This is a genomic window from Vibrio marisflavi CECT 7928, from assembly GCF_921294215.1.
Classification (GTDB): domain Bacteria; phylum Pseudomonadota; class Gammaproteobacteria; order Enterobacterales; family Vibrionaceae; genus Vibrio; species Vibrio marisflavi.
In genome coordinates this window covers 557633-574051 of record NZ_CAKLDM010000002.1, presented here as the reverse complement: position 1 = coordinate 574051, position 16419 = coordinate 557633, and the positions used below count along the sequence as shown (strand labels likewise).

The 16419-nt window shown below is 44.0% G+C and carries 14 protein-coding genes; 3 read left to right on the top strand and 11 right to left on the bottom strand.

From position 1 onward, the window contains the following. Positions 1–41: 41 nt before the first annotated feature. Both L7A31_RS09385 and motY read right to left on the bottom strand, forming a co-directional pair. The gene (locus L7A31_RS09385) at positions 42–857 is read right to left on the bottom strand and encodes a substrate-binding periplasmic protein (RefSeq protein ID WP_237361254.1); all 816 of its coding nucleotides are present in this window, start codon (positions 855–857) and stop codon (positions 42–44) included. Positions 858–1051: 194 nt separating this feature from the next. After that, on the bottom strand, positions 1052–1933 hold the full coding sequence (gene motY / locus L7A31_RS09380; protein WP_237361253.1) for a flagellar protein MotY: 882 nt from the start codon (positions 1931–1933) through the stop codon (positions 1052–1054). A 208-nt stretch (positions 1934–2141) separates the two neighbouring features. Between motY and rnt the strand changes: the two genes are divergently transcribed. Both rnt and L7A31_RS09370 read left to right on the top strand, forming a co-directional pair. Further along, positions 2142–2789 carry a ribonuclease T gene (rnt, locus tag L7A31_RS09375; RefSeq protein ID WP_237361252.1) on the top strand — a complete coding sequence of 216 codons (648 nt, stop codon included), beginning with the start codon at positions 2142–2144 and terminating at the stop codon, positions 2787–2789. A gap of 28 nt (positions 2790–2817) precedes the next feature. Continuing rightward, entirely contained in the window at positions 2818–4149 is a 1332-nt protein-coding gene (locus tag L7A31_RS09370) for a Na+/H+ antiporter family protein (RefSeq protein ID WP_237361251.1), read from the top strand. A gap of 82 nt (positions 4150–4231) precedes the next feature. Here L7A31_RS09370 and sucD read toward each other — a convergent pair whose 3' ends face one another. From sucD to sdhC, 8 genes are all read right to left on the bottom strand, one after another. Continuing rightward, on the bottom strand, positions 4232–5104 hold the full coding sequence (gene sucD / locus L7A31_RS09365) for a succinate--CoA ligase subunit alpha (RefSeq protein WP_237361250.1): 873 nt from the start codon (positions 5102–5104) through the stop codon (positions 4232–4234). Further along, a complete protein-coding gene (sucC, locus tag L7A31_RS09360; RefSeq protein WP_237361249.1) occupies positions 5104–6270 on the bottom strand; it encodes an ADP-forming succinate--CoA ligase subunit beta in 1167 nt (388 codons plus the stop codon). Before sucC ends, sucD begins: the two co-directional genes overlap by 1 nt. Positions 6271–6470: 200 nt before the next feature. Then, on the bottom strand, positions 6471–7679 hold the full coding sequence (odhB, locus tag L7A31_RS09355; RefSeq protein ID WP_237361248.1) for a 2-oxoglutarate dehydrogenase complex dihydrolipoyllysine-residue succinyltransferase: 1209 nt from the start codon (positions 7677–7679) through the stop codon (positions 6471–6473). A 19-nt stretch (positions 7680–7698) separates the two neighbouring features. Next, the gene (gene sucA, locus L7A31_RS09350; protein WP_237361247.1) at positions 7699–10515 is read right to left on the bottom strand and encodes a 2-oxoglutarate dehydrogenase E1 component; all 2817 of its coding nucleotides are present in this window, start codon (positions 10513–10515) and stop codon (positions 7699–7701) included. 96 nt (positions 10516–10611) lie between these two features. Further along, entirely contained in the window at positions 10612–11322 is a 711-nt protein-coding gene (locus L7A31_RS09345; protein ID WP_237361246.1) for a succinate dehydrogenase iron-sulfur subunit, read from the bottom strand. Positions 11323–11337: 15 nt separating this feature from the next. Further along, entirely contained in the window at positions 11338–13104 is a 1767-nt protein-coding gene (sdhA, locus tag L7A31_RS09340) for a succinate dehydrogenase flavoprotein subunit (protein ID WP_237361245.1), read from the bottom strand. After that, positions 13105–13452, bottom strand: coding sequence for a succinate dehydrogenase, hydrophobic membrane anchor protein (gene sdhD, locus L7A31_RS09335; protein WP_237361244.1), 348 nt, complete (start codon positions 13450–13452; stop codon positions 13105–13107). Further along, positions 13446–13838 (bottom strand): succinate dehydrogenase cytochrome b556 subunit, encoded by a 393-nt coding sequence (gene sdhC / locus L7A31_RS09330; RefSeq protein WP_237361243.1) that lies wholly within the window; start codon positions 13836–13838, stop codon positions 13446–13448. The genes sdhD and sdhC overlap by 7 nt, the downstream gene beginning before the upstream one ends. 399 nt (positions 13839–14237) lie before the next feature. Here sdhC and L7A31_RS09325 point away from each other — a divergent pair, with 399 nt between their 5' ends. Beyond that, positions 14238–15527, top strand: a complete 1290-nt coding sequence (locus L7A31_RS09325; RefSeq protein WP_237361242.1) for a citrate synthase — start codon at positions 14238–14240, stop codon at positions 15525–15527. A 71-nt stretch (positions 15528–15598) separates the two neighbouring features. Here the strand turns inward: L7A31_RS09325 and L7A31_RS09320 are convergent, their stop codons facing one another. Continuing rightward, positions 15599–16357 carry a Nif3-like dinuclear metal center hexameric protein gene (locus L7A31_RS09320; protein WP_237361241.1) on the bottom strand — a complete coding sequence of 253 codons (759 nt, stop codon included), beginning with the start codon at positions 16355–16357 and terminating at the stop codon, positions 15599–15601. Positions 16358–16419 lie beyond the last annotated feature (62 nt).

The window sequence follows — 16419 nt, the reverse complement described above, 5'->3', positions numbered from 1 at the left end:
TAAAAGCCCAAGTTAATCCAACTTGGGCTTTCTTAGCTTAACTATTCATAGATAATATCGTACTTTTCAAGTGTCGCTTTATCTGTCAGCGGAGCAGAAATGCTCCATGGTTGCAGCTTATCTAGCAAATACCCTTTTTTTGCAAATACTCGCAGTGCCGCTTGATTAAACTTTCGAACCGTATCTTTATCTATGTACTTTTTCGGAAATACAACAAAATAAAGCAACTCTTTGTACTGCCAAGCATATCTAAACTTTGTCGCGCCCACTTTTTTAGCGATAGTGAAGCCTGCCGCTTTGTTACTAAAATAAGCGTCTAATCGGTTAAGCTCTAACATCCTTATTAACTTACCTGCGTTATCTTCAGTTTCATAGATTGAAATGGGCTCTAGCTCATCCTTAATCATTTGCTCTCGTATTTTGTGTAAGGTGTATGACATATTAGATTTAGGCCCAGAAACACCAACATTGTACCCTTGGAAGTCAACTGGGCTCTTAAGCTGCTTGTGATTAGAAGCAGGAACAAAGAATCCATATTCCGTAAGCATAAATGGCACTGAATAATATAAATACTCTGCTCTCTTCTCATTCCAGCCATAGGCGAAACCAGCGTCGACCTGCCCATGACGAACCATATGCTTTAGGCGCTTGTTAGGCAGTAAACTAAATTGGCATTCTTCGTTCATTTCTTTACAAACATCCTTGATCATCTCAAGAAATGGACCACTGATTTTCCCATTAGGGTCTTTTTGTACAAATGGAGAGAATTCTGCACCCGAAATATTCAACGCATAACTGCTGGTTGTATTGATAGCTAACACTGAAATTATTAGTAATTTTAGTCCGTTAATCCACATAAGCACTTACTTGCAATAAAGTCTTTATACTAATACTAGAAAGCATTAATGGAGTTTTCACACTAATTGGTATGAACGTGATGTATCTACCCAAAACTGGGTAGATACTAGTTCTAAATATTTTTTAGTAAAACTGAGAAAGTATCGCCGCTATTCTAGGCCGGCTAAACTAAACAGATTTGTTAGCTGTCAGTTTATACCTGAGTTCTACCCAACGATATGACAACACGACGGTTTTGGTCTTTGCCAATTGGCGATGAATTGTCTGCGATAGGACGGCGTTTCCCGTAAGCGTGCACTTGGATTCTGTCCTCAGACAAGCCTAACGACCGGAAGTAATTTCTAAGCACTTCTGCCCTTTTCTCAGACAAGTCTTGGCTAACCGATTTACTGTCTGCCGAATCCGTATAAGTAGATACCAACACTAAATCTATATCTTTGTTGTAACGGATATACTCCGCTATCTGTGACAATCTCTTTTGTGATGCTTTGTTTAACTGAACGCTAGTTCTATCGTAGTGAAGTATCGTGAACGATATATCTTCAAAGCTATACGGAAGGAGTTTACTTATACACTGACTAAACGCGTCATATTGTCTTTGGAATAGAACAGATGATAGCGAAACCTCAACTCTTTGGTTGCGACTCTCCCACCCCAAATAGCTGAAAGTTGGGTTACGCCCTTTTTCTAACTCACTTAATATTCCCCAAGCTGTTTGCCCGCCAACATACCCGTCAAACTGTTTAAAAAACTTCAAGTTAGTAATACGCTCAGCTGTATCCCCAGGACGCCAAGCTGGAGGCATTGATATTAAGCTCACATCTCGTGTTGCCCCCATTGGCAAACGCATTTTCAGCTCAAAATCTAGGTTGATTTTCTTACTAGCGTGGGATGTGAACTGAGCATCGCCATAATGTGGAATGGTATGGATCAAACGACACTCTAAAGGCGTATTGATAGCCATTTCCCACTTAGATTCGATTGGTGAAGCAACATAGCGCTTGCTTGAGGCTGCCACATAAGAAGTAGGCAAACTCAATAAAGCACTTAAAACAATTGCAGTCCATTTATCCATAAACTAGTTTTCTCTTTATCCAAAAGCAAAGGTAGGAAGCAATTTGCCACCTAACATCTCTATTGCCGATAAATGCAAGAATCTCGCCACTTTAGTCACGTCACTGCTCTGCGGGAGCAATGTGTAATCCCTATTAATTATAGGTGCCTGTTTTTCTCCTTGTGAGAATCTGTAATAATGGCGCCATATTGAATAAACTAGGTAGAACATGTCTTCTAATAATGACGCTCTGACACTTAAAGGGCGCTTTCGTGGCTATTTTCCTGTCGTTATTGATGTAGAAACAGCAGGTTTCAACGCTAAAACTGATGCACTTTTAGAGATTTGTGCAATTACCTTGGAGATGGATGACAACGGTGATCTTCACCCTGCCACAACTATCCACTACCACGTAGCTCCTTTTGAGGGAGCTAACATAGAGCAGGCTGCAATTGAATTTAATGGTATTCGTGACCCTTTTAGCCCGCTGCGCGGAGCCGTGAGCGAATCTGAAGCCCTCAAAGAAATCTACAAAGTGATACGTAAGGAGCAGAAGGCTGCGGATTGTAATAGAGCAATTATCGTTGCCCACAACGCAACGTTTGATCATAGCTTCGTTTCAGAGGCAAGCGAGAGAAGTAAGCTTAAACGTGTGCCATTCCACCCATTTGCCACCTTTGATACTGCAGCCTTAAGTGGGCTTGCGTATGGACAAACAGTTCTCGCGAAAGCCTGCCAAAGTGCAGGAATCGAGTTCGACAATAAAGAAGCCCATTCAGCACTATATGATACTCAAAAAACCGCTGAGCTTTTTTGCAAAATAGTGAATAAATGGAAGGCTCTTGGTGGCTGGCCTTTGAGCGACGATACCGAATAAAAATCAAACCTATTAGTTAAGGACAACTATGAATCCCGTTGTTATTTCCGTGTGCTTGATGCTGTTGCTGGCATTGATGCGTGTTAACGTAGTTATTGCGCTCACTTTAAGTGCAATAGTTGGCGGAGTGACCGCCAGAATGAGTTTAAACGATACTATCGCAGCCTTTGAAGGTGGACTTGGAGGTGGAGCGACCATCGCCTTAAGCTATGCTATGCTTGGTACGTTTGCCGTCGCGATTTCGCGATCGGGTATTACCGACCTACTTGCTCGATCCGTCATAAGAAAACTATCGGGCCGAGACAATGAGTTCGCTTCAAACGGCTTAAAGTACGCGTTGTTGCTTGCCCTAGTTGCGATTACTATGTCTTCGCAAAACATCATTCCTGTTCACATCGCATTTATACCAATCTTGATCCCACCTCTACTTGGGGTTTTCAATAAACTCAAAATCGACCGAAGAATGCTCGCTTGCATTCTCACCTTCGGGCTTATCACCCCTTATATGGTGTTACCTATTGGCTTTGGTGGAATCTTTCTCAACAATATCTTACTCAAAAACCTACAAGAGAATGGCTTGCAACACGTAGCCGCATCACAAGTTCCACAAGCAATGCTCTTACCTGCACTAGGAATGCTTGTTGGCTTGCTGACCGCTGTGTTTATCAGCTACCGAAAACCTCGGACTTATTACCAAAACTCAGAGCTAGTTGAAGAGCAATCTAAGCAAAGTGCCGAACCAAATCGCAAGCATATCAAAGTAGCTATTTTAGGTATTGTCACTGCGCTATCTGTCCAACTTTACACGGGATCTATGATTATTGGTGCTCTAGCTGGTTTTACCGTCTTTACCCTAGGCGGAGTAATCGCTTGGAAAGAAACCCACGATGTTTTCACCAAGGGCGTTCACATGATGGCAATGATTGGTTTCATTATGATCACTGCTGCTGGGTTTGCAGCTGTAATGAAACAAACAGGCGGGGTTGAATCTTTAGTACAGTCGATTTCTTCAACTATCGGTGACAACAAACCATTGGCCGCCCTATTAATGCTTGTAGTCGGTTTGCTAGTAACGATGGGGATTGGTTCTTCTTTTTCTACAATCCCTATTATCGCGACTATATATGTACCTTTATGCTTGGCATTTGGCTTTTCTCCTTTAGCAACAGTCGCGTTGGTTGGCACGGCAGCGGCACTAGGTGATGCCGGCTCTCCGGCTTCAGACTCAACATTAGGGCCAACTTCAGGGTTAAATATTGATGGTCAGCACGAACACATCTGGGAAACAGTTGTCCCAACTTTCCTGCATTACAACATTCCACTCATTGGTTTTGGCTGGTTAGCGGCAATGGTCCTATAGCCACGAGCATGTTGCGCAAATGAGCATAAAAAAACCGAGCATTAATTGCTCGGTTTTCTTTTCTTGCTGTCAGTAAAAATAATTACCAACCAGTGATCTCACGAAGACCTTTGCCGATGTCAGCTAAGCTTTTAACCGTCTTAACACCAGCTGCTTCTAGCGCTGCGAATTTGTCATCAGCTGTACCTTTACCACCAGAGATAATCGCACCAGCATGGCCCATACGTTTACCCGGAGGCGCTGTAACGCCAGCGATGTAAGAAACAACCGGTTTAGTGACATTGTCTTTGATGAACGCAGCCGCTTCTTCTTCTGCTGTACCACCGATCTCACCGATCATAACGATAGCTTCTGTCTCTGGATCTTTTTCAAACAACTTCAGAATATCGATGAAGTTTGAGCCAGGGATTGGGTCACCGCCAATACCAACACAAGTCGATTGACCAAAACCTTCATCAGTTGTCTGCTTAACCGCTTCATAAGTCAGTGTGCCAGAGCGAGAAACGATGCCAACTTTACCTTTCTTATGAATGTGGCCAGGCATGATACCAATCTTGCACTCGTCAGGAGTAATAACACCCGGGCAGTTTGGACCAATCATAACAACGCCAGATGCATCTAGACGCTCTTTTACTTCAACAAGGTCAAGTGTTGGAATTCCTTCAGTAATCGTTACGATTAGCTTAATACCAGCGTCGATTGCTTCTAGAATTGCATCTTTACAGAATGGGGCCGGAACATAGATAACCGATGCTGTTGCACCTGTTTGTTCTACCGCATCACGAACCGTGTTAAATACTGGTAAACCTAAGTGAGTTTGACCACCTTTACCCGGAGATACACCACCAACCATTTGCGTTCCGTACTCAATCGCTTGCTCTGAGTGGAACGTACCTTGGCCTCCTGTGAAGCCTTGGCAAATAACTTTAGTATTCTTATCTATTAAAACTGACATTATTTGCCCTCCGCTGCTGCAACTACTTTTTCAGCAGCTTCAGTTAGTGAGGTAGCTGCAATGATGTTTAGGCCACTATCAGCCAGTTTCTTCGCACCTAGTGGCGCGTTATTTCCTTCAAGTCGAACAACAACTGGTACTTCAACACCAACTTCTTCAACAGCGCCAATGATGCCATCAGCAATAAGGTCACAACGTACGATACCACCAAAGATGTTCACCAATACCGCTTTAACGTTTGTATCAGATAGAATGATCTTGAATGCTTCAGTTACGCGCTCTTTAGTAGCACCGCCACCAACATCAAGGAAGTTTGCAGGTTTACCGCCGTGTAGGTTTACGATATCCATCGTACCCATAGCCAGACCAGCACCATTAACCATACAGCCGATGCTGCCGTCTAATGCTACGTAGTTTAGTTCCCATTTAGCCGCATGCGCTTCACGCTCATCTTCTTGCGAAGGATCGTGCATTTCACGAAGTTTAGGGTGACGATAAAGAGCATTCGAATCGATGTTAATCTTGCCATCCAAGCACACTAGGTTACCATCGCCAGTCACAACCAATGGGTTGATTTCTAGTAGTGCTAAATCGAGCTCACTAAACATTTTGCCAAGACCCATAAATATCTTAACAAATTGCTTAATTTGATTGCCTTCAAGGCCTAACTTAAATGCTAGCTCACGACCTTGGTAAGTCATTGGGCCAACTAAAGGATCGATAGCTGCTTTGTGGATAAGCTCAGGCGTTTCCTCAGCAACCTTCTCGATCTCAACACCACCTTCAGTTGATGCCATAAATACGATTCGTTTTGTTGAGCGATCAACAACTGCGCCAAGATACAGCTCATTTGCTATATCAGAAGCCGTTTCAACTAGTATTTTAGAAACAGGCTGACCTTTCGCATCAGTTTGGTAAGTAACAAGATTCTTGCCGATCCATTTCTGAACAAAATCTCTGATACCATCTTTTGTATCATGCAGTTCAACACCACCAGCTTTGCCACGCCCGCCTGCGTGTACTTGGCATTTTACGACCCATTTGGTTCCACCAATTTTGCCTGCTGCTTCTGCAGCTTCATGTGGTGTATCACATGCGTAGCCTTCTGGCACTGGCAAACCGAATTCTGCAAACAGCTGTTTGGCTTGATATTCATGCAAGTTCATTACTTTATTCCGTTTTGTGATCCTTTGAAGGATTTATTTTCTTCATATTGAGTCATCGAAATGAACAATATGTATGTAGGGTTACTTTACTTAACTAGTCAAATTAAGACACTAAGTAATTTGACTTTTTAAAGGGTTAGCCGTGAGCAAGGCTAACCCTAAATCTATTTTTGTTTGGTTATTGACCGGGAGTTGAGCTTTTATACATCCAGCAATAGACGTGCAGGATCTTCCAACAACTCTTTTATCGTAACCAAGAAACCAACTGATTCACGACCATCGATTAAACGGTGATCATAAGACAGAGCCAGATACATCATTGGCAGGATTTCAACCTTTCCATCAACCGCCATTGGGCGCTCTTGGATTTTATGCATTCCTAAGATAGCTGACTGCGGTGGGTTAATGATTGGTGTTGACATTAGAGAGCCAAATACACCGCCATTAGTGATGGTAAAGTTGCCGCCCATGAGCTCATCAACGGTAAGCTTGCCATCACGACCTTTCACTGCCAGCTCTTTGATGCCTTTTTCGATATCAGCAAAGCCTAAAGTATCGCAATCTTTCAGTACTGGAGTCACCAGGCCACGAGGAGTTGAAACTGCCATGCTGATATCAAAGTAGTTGTGGTAAACGATATCTTCGCCATCGATTGAAGCATTCACTTCTGGATAACGTTTAAGAGCTTCTGTTACCGCTTTAACGTAGAAAGACATAAACCCAAGGCGAACATCATGCCTCTTTTCAAACTGATCTTTGTACTGCTTACGCAAGTCCATAATCGGCTTCATGTTGACTTCGTTAAACGTCGTCAACATCGCTGTACTGTTTTTTGCTTCTAGCAGTCGGTTTGCAACTGTCTTACGTAGACGTGTCATTGGAACACGTTTTTGACTGCGAGCTGCTGCAGGTACTACAGGCTCTTGTTTAACTTCAGTGGCTGCACCAGCTTTGTTAGATGCTAGGAATGCGTCAACATCTTCTCTTGTAATGCGACCACCGACTCCAGAGCCTTTAATTTGACTTGCTTGCAAGTTGTGTTCAGCGAGCAAACGTCTAACTGCAGGGCTAAGAGCATCATTCGACTCTTCAGCAAGTGCTGCTTTATGTCTTTTATCCGGTGACGCTTCAGGTTCTTCAGTTTTATCTTTCGTTGGCTCACCAGCAACAGCACCAGGCTTTAGCTTAGCTATAAGCTGTTTAGAAAGTACTGTCGCACCCTCTTGTTCGACAATCGCCTCTAATACGCCTGCATCCGGTGCTGGTACTTCTAAGACCACTTTGTCTGTTTCTATATCAACGATCACTTCATCACGAGCAACCGCTTCTCCTGGTTGTTTGTGCCACGTTGCAACTGTTGCATCTGCGACGGATTCAGGTAAATCTGGAACCAGAATTTCAATTGTCATATTCTTTTTTCCTTTCACTCTAGTTCTTATCTAGGGTCAGAGCGTCTTCTACCAACGCTTTTTGTTGTTTCAAGTGTACAGACATGTATCCCACAGCAGGAGATGCCGAAGCCGGACGCCCTGCATAAGTTAGCTTAGAGCCAGCTGGGATCGATGCTACGAAGTTATGTTGGCTAGAGTACCAAGCACCTTGGTTTTGTGGCTCTTCTTGGCACCATACATAATCGACGGCATTGGTATATTCTGCGATGGCCGCTTTAACTTCCTCAAATGGGAATGGGTAAAGCTGCTCAATACGAATAATTGCTACATCGTCTTGTTCGTTGTTGCGTCTTTGCTCCAGTAGATCGTAATAAACTTTACCCGAACACATAACGACACGTTTTACTTTGCTCGCCTCAAGCTCGTCAATCTCACCTATTGCAGCTTGGAAAGTGCCTTCTGCTAATTCCTCAATTTGAGAAGTACATAGCGGATGACGCAGCAATGACTTAGGAGACATTACGATAAGTGGACGACGCATTGGACGAACAACTTGTCTTCTTATCATGTGGTATACCTGAGCCGGTGTAGATGGCACAACCACCTGCATATTTTGCTCAGCACACAGCTGTAAGTATCGCTCTAGTCGAGCTGACGAGTGTTCAGGACCTTGACCTTCATACCCATGCGGAAGAAGCATTGTCAATCCACACAAACGGGCCCACTTTTGTTCACCAGAAGAAATAAACTGGTCAATAACAACTTGCGCGCCGTTAGCAAAATCACCAAATTGAGCTTCCCACAGCGTTAACCCGCTCGGCTCTGCTGTAGCATAGCCGTATTCAAATGCTAGTACTGCCTCTTCTGACAATACCGAATCAAAGACCTGAAATGGACCTTGTTTATCATGCAACTTAGCTAAAGGTACGTATGTACTTGCATCAGATTGATTGTGAAGCACTGAGTGTCTATGGAAGAAGGTACCACGGCCTGAATCTTGACCAGATATTCTTACTCGCTTTCCATCATCAACTAGAGTTGCGTAAGCCAGAGTCTCTGCCATACCCCAGTCAATCGCTTTCTCACCACCCATCATAGCTAAGCGATCGTTATATAACTTATTCACTCGGCTTTGTAGTTTATGGCTATCTGGGTATTGGCAAGTTTTGTGGCCAAGCTCGATCAAGCGTTTGCTATCAACTTTACTCGCCCAGTCGATATCCCAGTCGTGACCTAGGAATGGGTCCCAGTCGACTGAGTGCATTGTCATAGGGCGCCACTCTTTAACGACAACCTCACCTTGATCTAAGGCATCGCGATATTCGTTAACAAGCTGCGTGGCTGTATCGATACCAAACTCACCACGGTCGATAAGCACATCTGCATAAAGTTTACGAGGCGTAGGATGCTTCTTAATCTTTTGATACATCAAAGGCTGAGTTGCATTTGGCTCATCCGCTTCGTTGTGTCCGTGGCGGCGATAACACACCAAATCGATCACAACATCGCGCTTGAACGTATTTCTATAGTCCAAAGCAACACGAGCGACAAAAGCAACCGCTTCTGGGTCATCTGCGTTCACATGGAAAATTGGTGCCTGTACCATTTTGGCAATATCGGTACAGTACATTGTAGAGCGCGTATCTCTTGGGTTTGAGGTAGTGAAACCCACTTGGTTGTTGACTACGATTCGAACCGTACCGCCAACTTTAAACCCACGAGCCTGAGACATATTAAACGTCTCTTGCACAACGCCCTGTCCAGCAATCGCAGAGTCACCATGAACTGTGATTGGCAGAACACTCTTACCTTCATGATCATCGAGTCTATCTTGGCGCGCACGAACCGAACCTATGACCACTGGGTTTACAATTTCTAGGTGAGAAGGGTTAAATGCCAACGCTAGGTGAACATTACCACCATTTGTAGCAAAATCAGCAGAGAAGCCTTGGTGATATTTAACGTCACCTGTTCCCCAAGTGTCATCATGTTTACCAGCAAATTCATCAAACAGATCTTGTGGCTTCTTACCTAGTACGTTAACCAGCATGTTTAAGCGGCCACGGTGAGCCATACCAACGACGACTTCACGCATGCCTTCATTACCAGCATGGCGAATAATCTCTTTAGTCATTGGGATAAGCGCATCACCACCTTCCAAAGAAAAGCGTTTAGCCCCAGGGAACTTAGCACCTAGGTAGCGCTCAAGGCCCTCAGCTGCAGTTAACTCTTCTAGGAATGTTTTCTTTTCTTCTTGGGTAAAAGATGGTTGACCTGATACTGACTCTAACCTTTGTTGTATCCAACGTTTTTGCTCGGTATTGGTCATGTGCATGTATTCTGCACCAATCGAGCCACAGTAGGTTTGGTTAAGTGCCTTGTGAAGGTCTCTAAGAACCATTGTTTCTTGACCAATGGCAAACGAACCGACATTAAATGTTTCGTCGAAGTCGTCTTCGGTCAGATTATGAAAGGAAGGGTCTAATTCTGCGACCGTATCTCGTTTCCATAGACCCAATGGATCGAGGTTGGCTGCCTCATGCCCTCGGAATCGATAAGCATTTATAAATTGCAGGACTTTTACTTGTTTCGCATCGACATCTGGGTCACTAACTTGGGCACTAAAATGCTTTGTTTCTTTTGCGAGTCGTCGGAAGTATTCGCGGACACGTGAATGCGGTTGTTCAACCGACTCTGAAGCTTGCTTAGGCAAATCTTCAAATACACATTTCCACTCCTCACTTACCTGTTCGGGATCACTTAGATACAGTTCGTAGAGTTCTTCTACGTATGTTGCATTGGCGCCAGCCAAGTGTGAAGACTCGAGCCATGCCTTCATCACACCATTGTGCATATTTTCCCTTAACCAGTAGTTTTCACATTATCTTCGGTCTACGCCGAGTTATTTTTAAATTAGCCAACCTTGTTCAGGTTGGCTTGGCTTTCTTTACTATATAGAACGATTGACTAACATCGATTTAATATGCCCAATCGCTTTGGTTGGATTCAACCCTTTTGGACAAACACTGACGCAATTCATAATTCCATGACAACGGAATACACTAAATGCATCATCAAGCTCAGACAAACGCTCATCAGTTGCTGTATCACGGCTATCAATAAGCCAACGGTAAGCCGCCAATAAACCAGCAGGACCAATGAACTTATCCGGGTTCCACCAGAAGGACGGACAAGAAGTGGTACAGCAAGCACACATAATGCACTCATATAAGCCATCTAAATGTGCTCTATCTTCCGGAGCTTGCAAATTTTCTCTCGAAGGAGGCAAATTACCGTCAGAAATCAAGAATGGCTTCACTTTTGCGTAGTTATCATAGAACTGTGTCATATCCACAATAAGGTCACGAACCACAGGCAGACCAGGCAGAGGACGAATGACAATTTTTCCGCCTTCTAGTGCTGAAAGTGGTGTAATACACGCTAGGCCATTTTTGCCATTCATGTTTAGACCATCAGAACCGCAGACACCTTCTCGGCACGAACGGCGAAAAGCAATCGTAGGATCTTGCTCTTTCAACAGGATGAGTGCATCAAGCAACATCATGTCCGAGCCTTCATCCACTTCTAACGTGTAATCCTTCATGTAAGGCTTTTTGTCTACATCAGGATTATATCGGTACAAAGAGAAGTTAAGTTTCATTGATGATTGCCTCCCTTAGTATGTGCGGATTTTTGGTGGAAATGCTTCGCGGTGAACAGGTGTCATGTTGACATCACGTTTCGCCATTTGCTCAGTTTCCGGGTTGTAGATCGAGTGACATAGCCAGTTTTCATCATCACGCTCTGGGTAATCAAAGCGAGCATGAGCCCCACGACTTTCAGTTCGATAGTTCGCAGCTACTGCTGTGGAGAAAGCTGTTTCCATCAAGTTGTCTAGCTCTAGACACTCAATACGTTGAGTATTGAACTCTGATGACTTGTCAGCTAAGTGCGCGTCTTTTAGTCGCTCGCGAATAGTTTTAAGCTCTTCAAGCCCTGTTGCCATTGCATCGCCTTCTCTAAATACCGAGAAACTGTTCTGCATGCAGCTTTGTAGGTCTTTCCGGATTTGTACAGGGTCTTCGCCACCTGTACTGTTTTCCCAGCGCATTGTGCGAGCTAGAGAAGCTTCGATATCAGACTCTGTAGCAGGGCGGGCTTCAGCTTGAGCATCTAACGTATCACCAAGGTGTAGACCTGTCGCACGACCGAATACAACTAGGTCAAGTAACGAGTTACCACCAAGACGGTTTGCTCCATGCACAGATACTGAAGCAATCTCACCACAAGCAAATAGACCTTGTACTTCAACGTCAGTACCAGAAGCGTCTTGTTTAATAGCTTGACCAGAGACTTGCGTCGGAACACCACCCATCATGTAGTGGCAAGTAGGTATTACAGGGATTGGCTCTTTAACTGGATCAACGTGAGCAAATGTTCTTGAAAGCTCACAGATACCCGGTAGGCGAGATTCCAGAACATCTTTGCCTAGGTGATCAAGTTTAAGCTTAATGTGTGGACCCCATGGGCCATCGCAGCCGCGCCCTTCACGAATTTCAATCATCATTGAACGAGCAACAACGTCACGGCCTGCTAGATCTTTCGCGTTTGGCGCATAACGCTCCATGAAGCGCTCGCCATCTTTGTTTAGAAGATAACCACCTTCACCACGACAACCTTCAGTGACAAGCACACCTGCCCCTGCAATGCCCGTTGGGTGGAACTGCCACATTTCCATATCTTGCATTGGTACGCCAGCACGAAGTGCCATACCCACACCATCACCAGTATTGATGTGTGCATTGGTCGTTGAAGCATAGATACGGCCTGCGCCACCAGTAGCTAGAACAGTCGCTTTCGACTTGAAGTAGCACATCTCTCCGGTTTCCATACAGATAGCTGTACAGCCTAGTACTGCGCCATCTTGGTTTTTAACCAAATCAAGTGCATACCACTCTGAGAAGATGGTTGTTTTATGCTTGATGTTTTGCTGGTAAAGAGTGTGCAGTAGAGCATGACCAGTACGGTCAGCAGCCGCCGCGGTACGAGCAGCTTGCTCACCGCCAAATTCTTTTGACTGGCCGCCAAACGGTCGTTGATAAATCGACCCATTATCAAAACGAGAAAATGGAAGACCCATTTTTTCTAGTTCGATAACTGACTCAGGGCCATTTTTACACATATATTCAATAGCATTTTGGTCACCGATGTAATCAGACCCTTTTACGGTGTCATACATGTGCCATTGCCAATTGTCTTTGTGAGAGTTCCCTAGAGCAACCGTGATACCGCCCTGGGCAGATACAGTATGAGAACGGGTTGGAAAGACTTTAGATAGTAATGCGCAGGATAAACCCTGCTCAGAAATTTGTAGTGCAGCGCGCATTCCTGCACCACCAGCACCAATAACTACGGCATCAAACTCGCGAACTGGAATAGACACTTACACACCCCATAAAATAAATAAGCCAGAGAAAACGTAACCAAGCAAAACAGCAATGATTACAAGCTGTAACCCACCACGCAATTTAGTGCATTTGACGTAATCGGTGAGTACTTGCCACAAACCAATCCAGGCATGTATTAATACAGATACCAAGGCAAGCATGGTAAACACTTTAGTAAAGGTGCCACCAAAAAACATAACCCAAGATTGGTAAGTGATTTCTCCTGAGAATGCGAAGAAGCAGACTAAGTACAATGTATACAAAGTCATGATGATAGCCGTACCACGGACAAGCAGGAAATCGTGAACTCCGTTGCGGCCTACGGTAGAAACGTTGTTTACCATACTAGAACCCCCGCCAATACAGATAAAATGATCGTCAATACGAAAGCTACTTTCGCGCTTTTCGTTCCGCTCTCCAGCTCTTCAAAATGCCCTAAGTCCATGAGCAAATGACGAATTCCGCCGACAATGTGATATGACAGCGCAGTTAGTATGCCCCATAGAATTAGCTTGACGAAGAAACCATTAACGATGTTATATGCTTCTACAAAGCCAAAAGGGGATGACAGGGATATAGATAGTAACCAGAGGAGGATTCCGATAGCGACAAACGTTATCACACCAGAGATACGGTGTAATATCGATGCAATCGCGGTAATCGGAAAGTGGATGGTCTGTAAATCGAGATTAACAGGTCTAGACTTTCTTTCTTTCATGGGCTTGCTCACTCAGCTCCATTATTCATTTATAGTTATAGAACGATTTTCTATGGAAAACCTACAAAAGTTAACTTTAATGTCACAAAAAGGCATCATAATGGTGCGATTCAACGTGGTATTTTCAGTTAACATTCAAAGCGACTACTAACAACTTCGTAATACAGTCTAGCCTTGAATTCAAAAGGTTTCCCCTAAAAATTTCAGCGCCACTATACGGCTCGCAACATTCTAATACAATACGTGCAACAGTTTTTGCTACACAGGGCAGGTTTTTAACTATACATCAACAAAAAACCCCTACAAGTGCACACAAAAGACGACAATAATTGACTTTCCTAACGAACAATCGTAAAAAATTGGCACATAAACTATCCTGACTGGATGAAATATAAACAAAGGAGATTGGTTATGGCAGATAAGAAAGCGACCCTTCAAATCGAAGGTAAAGCGCCAATCGAGCTAGCAATTATGGGTGGGACGCTAGGCCCAGAGGTAATTGACGTTCGAAAGCTGGGAGCAAATGGCTACTTTACATTTGACCCAGGATTTCTTGCCACTGCATCTTGTGAATCTCAAATCACTTATATCGACGGTGGTGCGGGTGTTCTTTTACACCGCGGCTACGCTATCGATCAGTTGGCAAACAACGCCGACTATTTGGAAGTATGTTATATCTTGCTCTATGGCGAAGCGCCTGATCGTGAAGAGTACGAAGAGTTTAAAAAGACAATTTCTCGCCACACAATGGTTCACGAGCAAATCGCGAGCTTTTTCCATGGTTTCCGTCGTGATGCTCACCCGATGGCTGTCATGTGTGGTGTGGTTGGTGCTCTTGCTGCCTTCTATCATGACTCATTGGATGTTCACAATGATGAGCACCGTGAGATCGCGGCTTACCGTCTAATTTCAAAAATGCCAACACTGGCTGCAATGTGTTACAAGTACTCTATTGGTCAGCCATTCATCTATCCACGTAACGACCTAAGCTACGCTGAGAACTTCCTACACATGATGTTCGCTAACCCATGTGAAGAATATGAAGTGAACCCAGTGGTTGCACGTGCAATGGATAAAATCTTCACACTACACGCTGACCACGAGCAAAATGCTTCAACATCTACTGTTCGTTTAGCTGGCTCGTCTGGTGCAAACCCATTCGCTTGTATCGCTGCAGGTATTGCATCTCTTTGGGGACCTGCTCACGGCGGTGCTAATGAAGCATGTTTGAAGATGCTTGAAGAAATTGGTTCTGTAGAGAGTATTCCTGAGTATATCGACAAAGCTAAAGACAAAGATGACCCATTCCGTCTAATGGGCTTTGGCCACCGTGTATACAAGAACTACGACCCTCGAGCTACAGTCATGCGCGAAGCATGCCACGAAGTACTAAAAGAGCTAAACATTAAAGATCCACTACTAGATGTAGCCATGGAACTTGAACGTATCGCTCTATCTGATGAGTATTTCGTAGATAAGAAATTGTATCCAAACGTAGATTTCTACTCAGGCATTATCCTGAAAGCTATTGGTATTCCTGTATCTATGTTTACGGTTATCTTCGCAATGTCTCGTACTATCGGTTGGATTGCTCACTGGAATGAAATGCACAGCGACCCAGAAAACCGTATTGGACGCCCACGCCAGCTATACACTGGCCTTAAAAAGCGCGACTTCAAGCCAATTCACGAACGTGAATAATATATCTATACGTGACTAAAAAGGGCTGCAGAAATGCAGCCCTTTCATTTTTTAACCTATTTCGCTATCTATTAAACCGGGTTATCAATATCTACAAACTCAACATCAAAGCCATGTTCTTGCGCAAGCCACTCTCCTAACGCTTTGATACCGTACCTTTCCGTTGCATGGTGCCCTGCTGCGTAGTAGTGAATGTTCTGCTCACGTGCTGAGTGTGTAGTGCGCTCAGAGATCTCGCCAGAGATAAATGCATCTAGACCGAACTTAGCAGCTAAGTCGATAAAATCCTGCCCACCACCAGTACACCAGCCCACTGTTGATATCTTTTCTTTGGCATCGTGTGGGTCAATATGCAAAGGCGTTCGCCCTAAGCTTTTTGCAATTAATTTTGCAAATTCTTCTCCAGTCAAAGGCTCATGGAGCTTGCCATACATAGCAACAGATTGAGGGTGTCCTTCAAGCCCACCAACAACCTCAATACCTAACCTATCAGCTAATTGGGCATTGTTGCCAAGCTCAGGATGAATGTCTAAAGGAAGGTGATAACCAAATAGGTTGATATCATTTTTTATTAGACTGCGAATCCTCTGCCCTTTCATTCCGCGGATAGGCTCTGGTTCACCTTTCCAAAAGTACCCGTGGTGAACAAGTATGGCGTCTGCATTTTTTTCTATTGCAGCATTGATAAGAGCCTGCGATGCAGTCACTCCCGTTACGATCTTTTGTATGCCTTTTTTTCCCTCTACTTGTAGGCCATTTGGAGCATAGTCTTTAATTAATTGAGGAGAAAGCTTTTCATTTAGTAGTTTTTCTAGTTGTATATTATCCATTGCAGTAACCATTCTCACCGAAATACTTGGGAAACGTCGATTTAGCTGTTTATAGCAATTTG

Bases quoted from the DNA above. Each gene is read 5' to 3' on its own strand.
- L7A31_RS09385 (WP_237361254.1), bottom strand. From the start codon at position 857: ATGTGGATTAACGGACTAAAATTACTAATAATTTCAGTGTTAGCTATC.
- motY (WP_237361253.1), bottom strand. From the start codon at position 1,933: ATGGATAAATGGACTGCAATTGTTTTAAGTGCTTTATTGAGTTTGCCT.
- rnt (WP_237361252.1), top strand. From the start codon at position 2,142: ATGTCTTCTAATAATGACGCTCTGACACTTAAAGGGCGCTTTCGTGGC.
- L7A31_RS09370 (WP_237361251.1), top strand. From the start codon at position 2,818: ATGAATCCCGTTGTTATTTCCGTGTGCTTGATGCTGTTGCTGGCATTG.
- sucD (WP_237361250.1), bottom strand. From the start codon at position 5,104: ATGTCAGTTTTAATAGATAAGAATACTAAAGTTATTTGCCAAGGCTTC.
- sucC (WP_237361249.1), bottom strand. From the start codon at position 6,270: ATGAACTTGCATGAATATCAAGCCAAACAGCTGTTTGCAGAATTCGGT.
- odhB (WP_237361248.1), bottom strand. From the start codon at position 7,679: ATGACAATTGAAATTCTGGTTCCAGATTTACCTGAATCCGTCGCAGAT.
- sucA (WP_237361247.1), bottom strand. From the start codon at position 10,515: ATGCACAATGGTGTGATGAAGGCATGGCTCGAGTCTTCACACTTGGCT.
- L7A31_RS09345 (WP_237361246.1), bottom strand. From the start codon at position 11,322: ATGAAACTTAACTTCTCTTTGTACCGATATAATCCTGATGTAGACAAA.
- sdhD (WP_237361244.1), bottom strand. From the start codon at position 13,452: ATGGTAAACAACGTTTCTACCGTAGGCCGCAACGGAGTTCACGATTTC.
- L7A31_RS09325 (WP_237361242.1), top strand. From the start codon at position 14,238: ATGGCAGATAAGAAAGCGACCCTTCAAATCGAAGGTAAAGCGCCAATC.
- L7A31_RS09320 (WP_237361241.1), bottom strand. From the start codon at position 16,357: ATGGATAATATACAACTAGAAAAACTACTAAATGAAAAGCTTTCTCCT.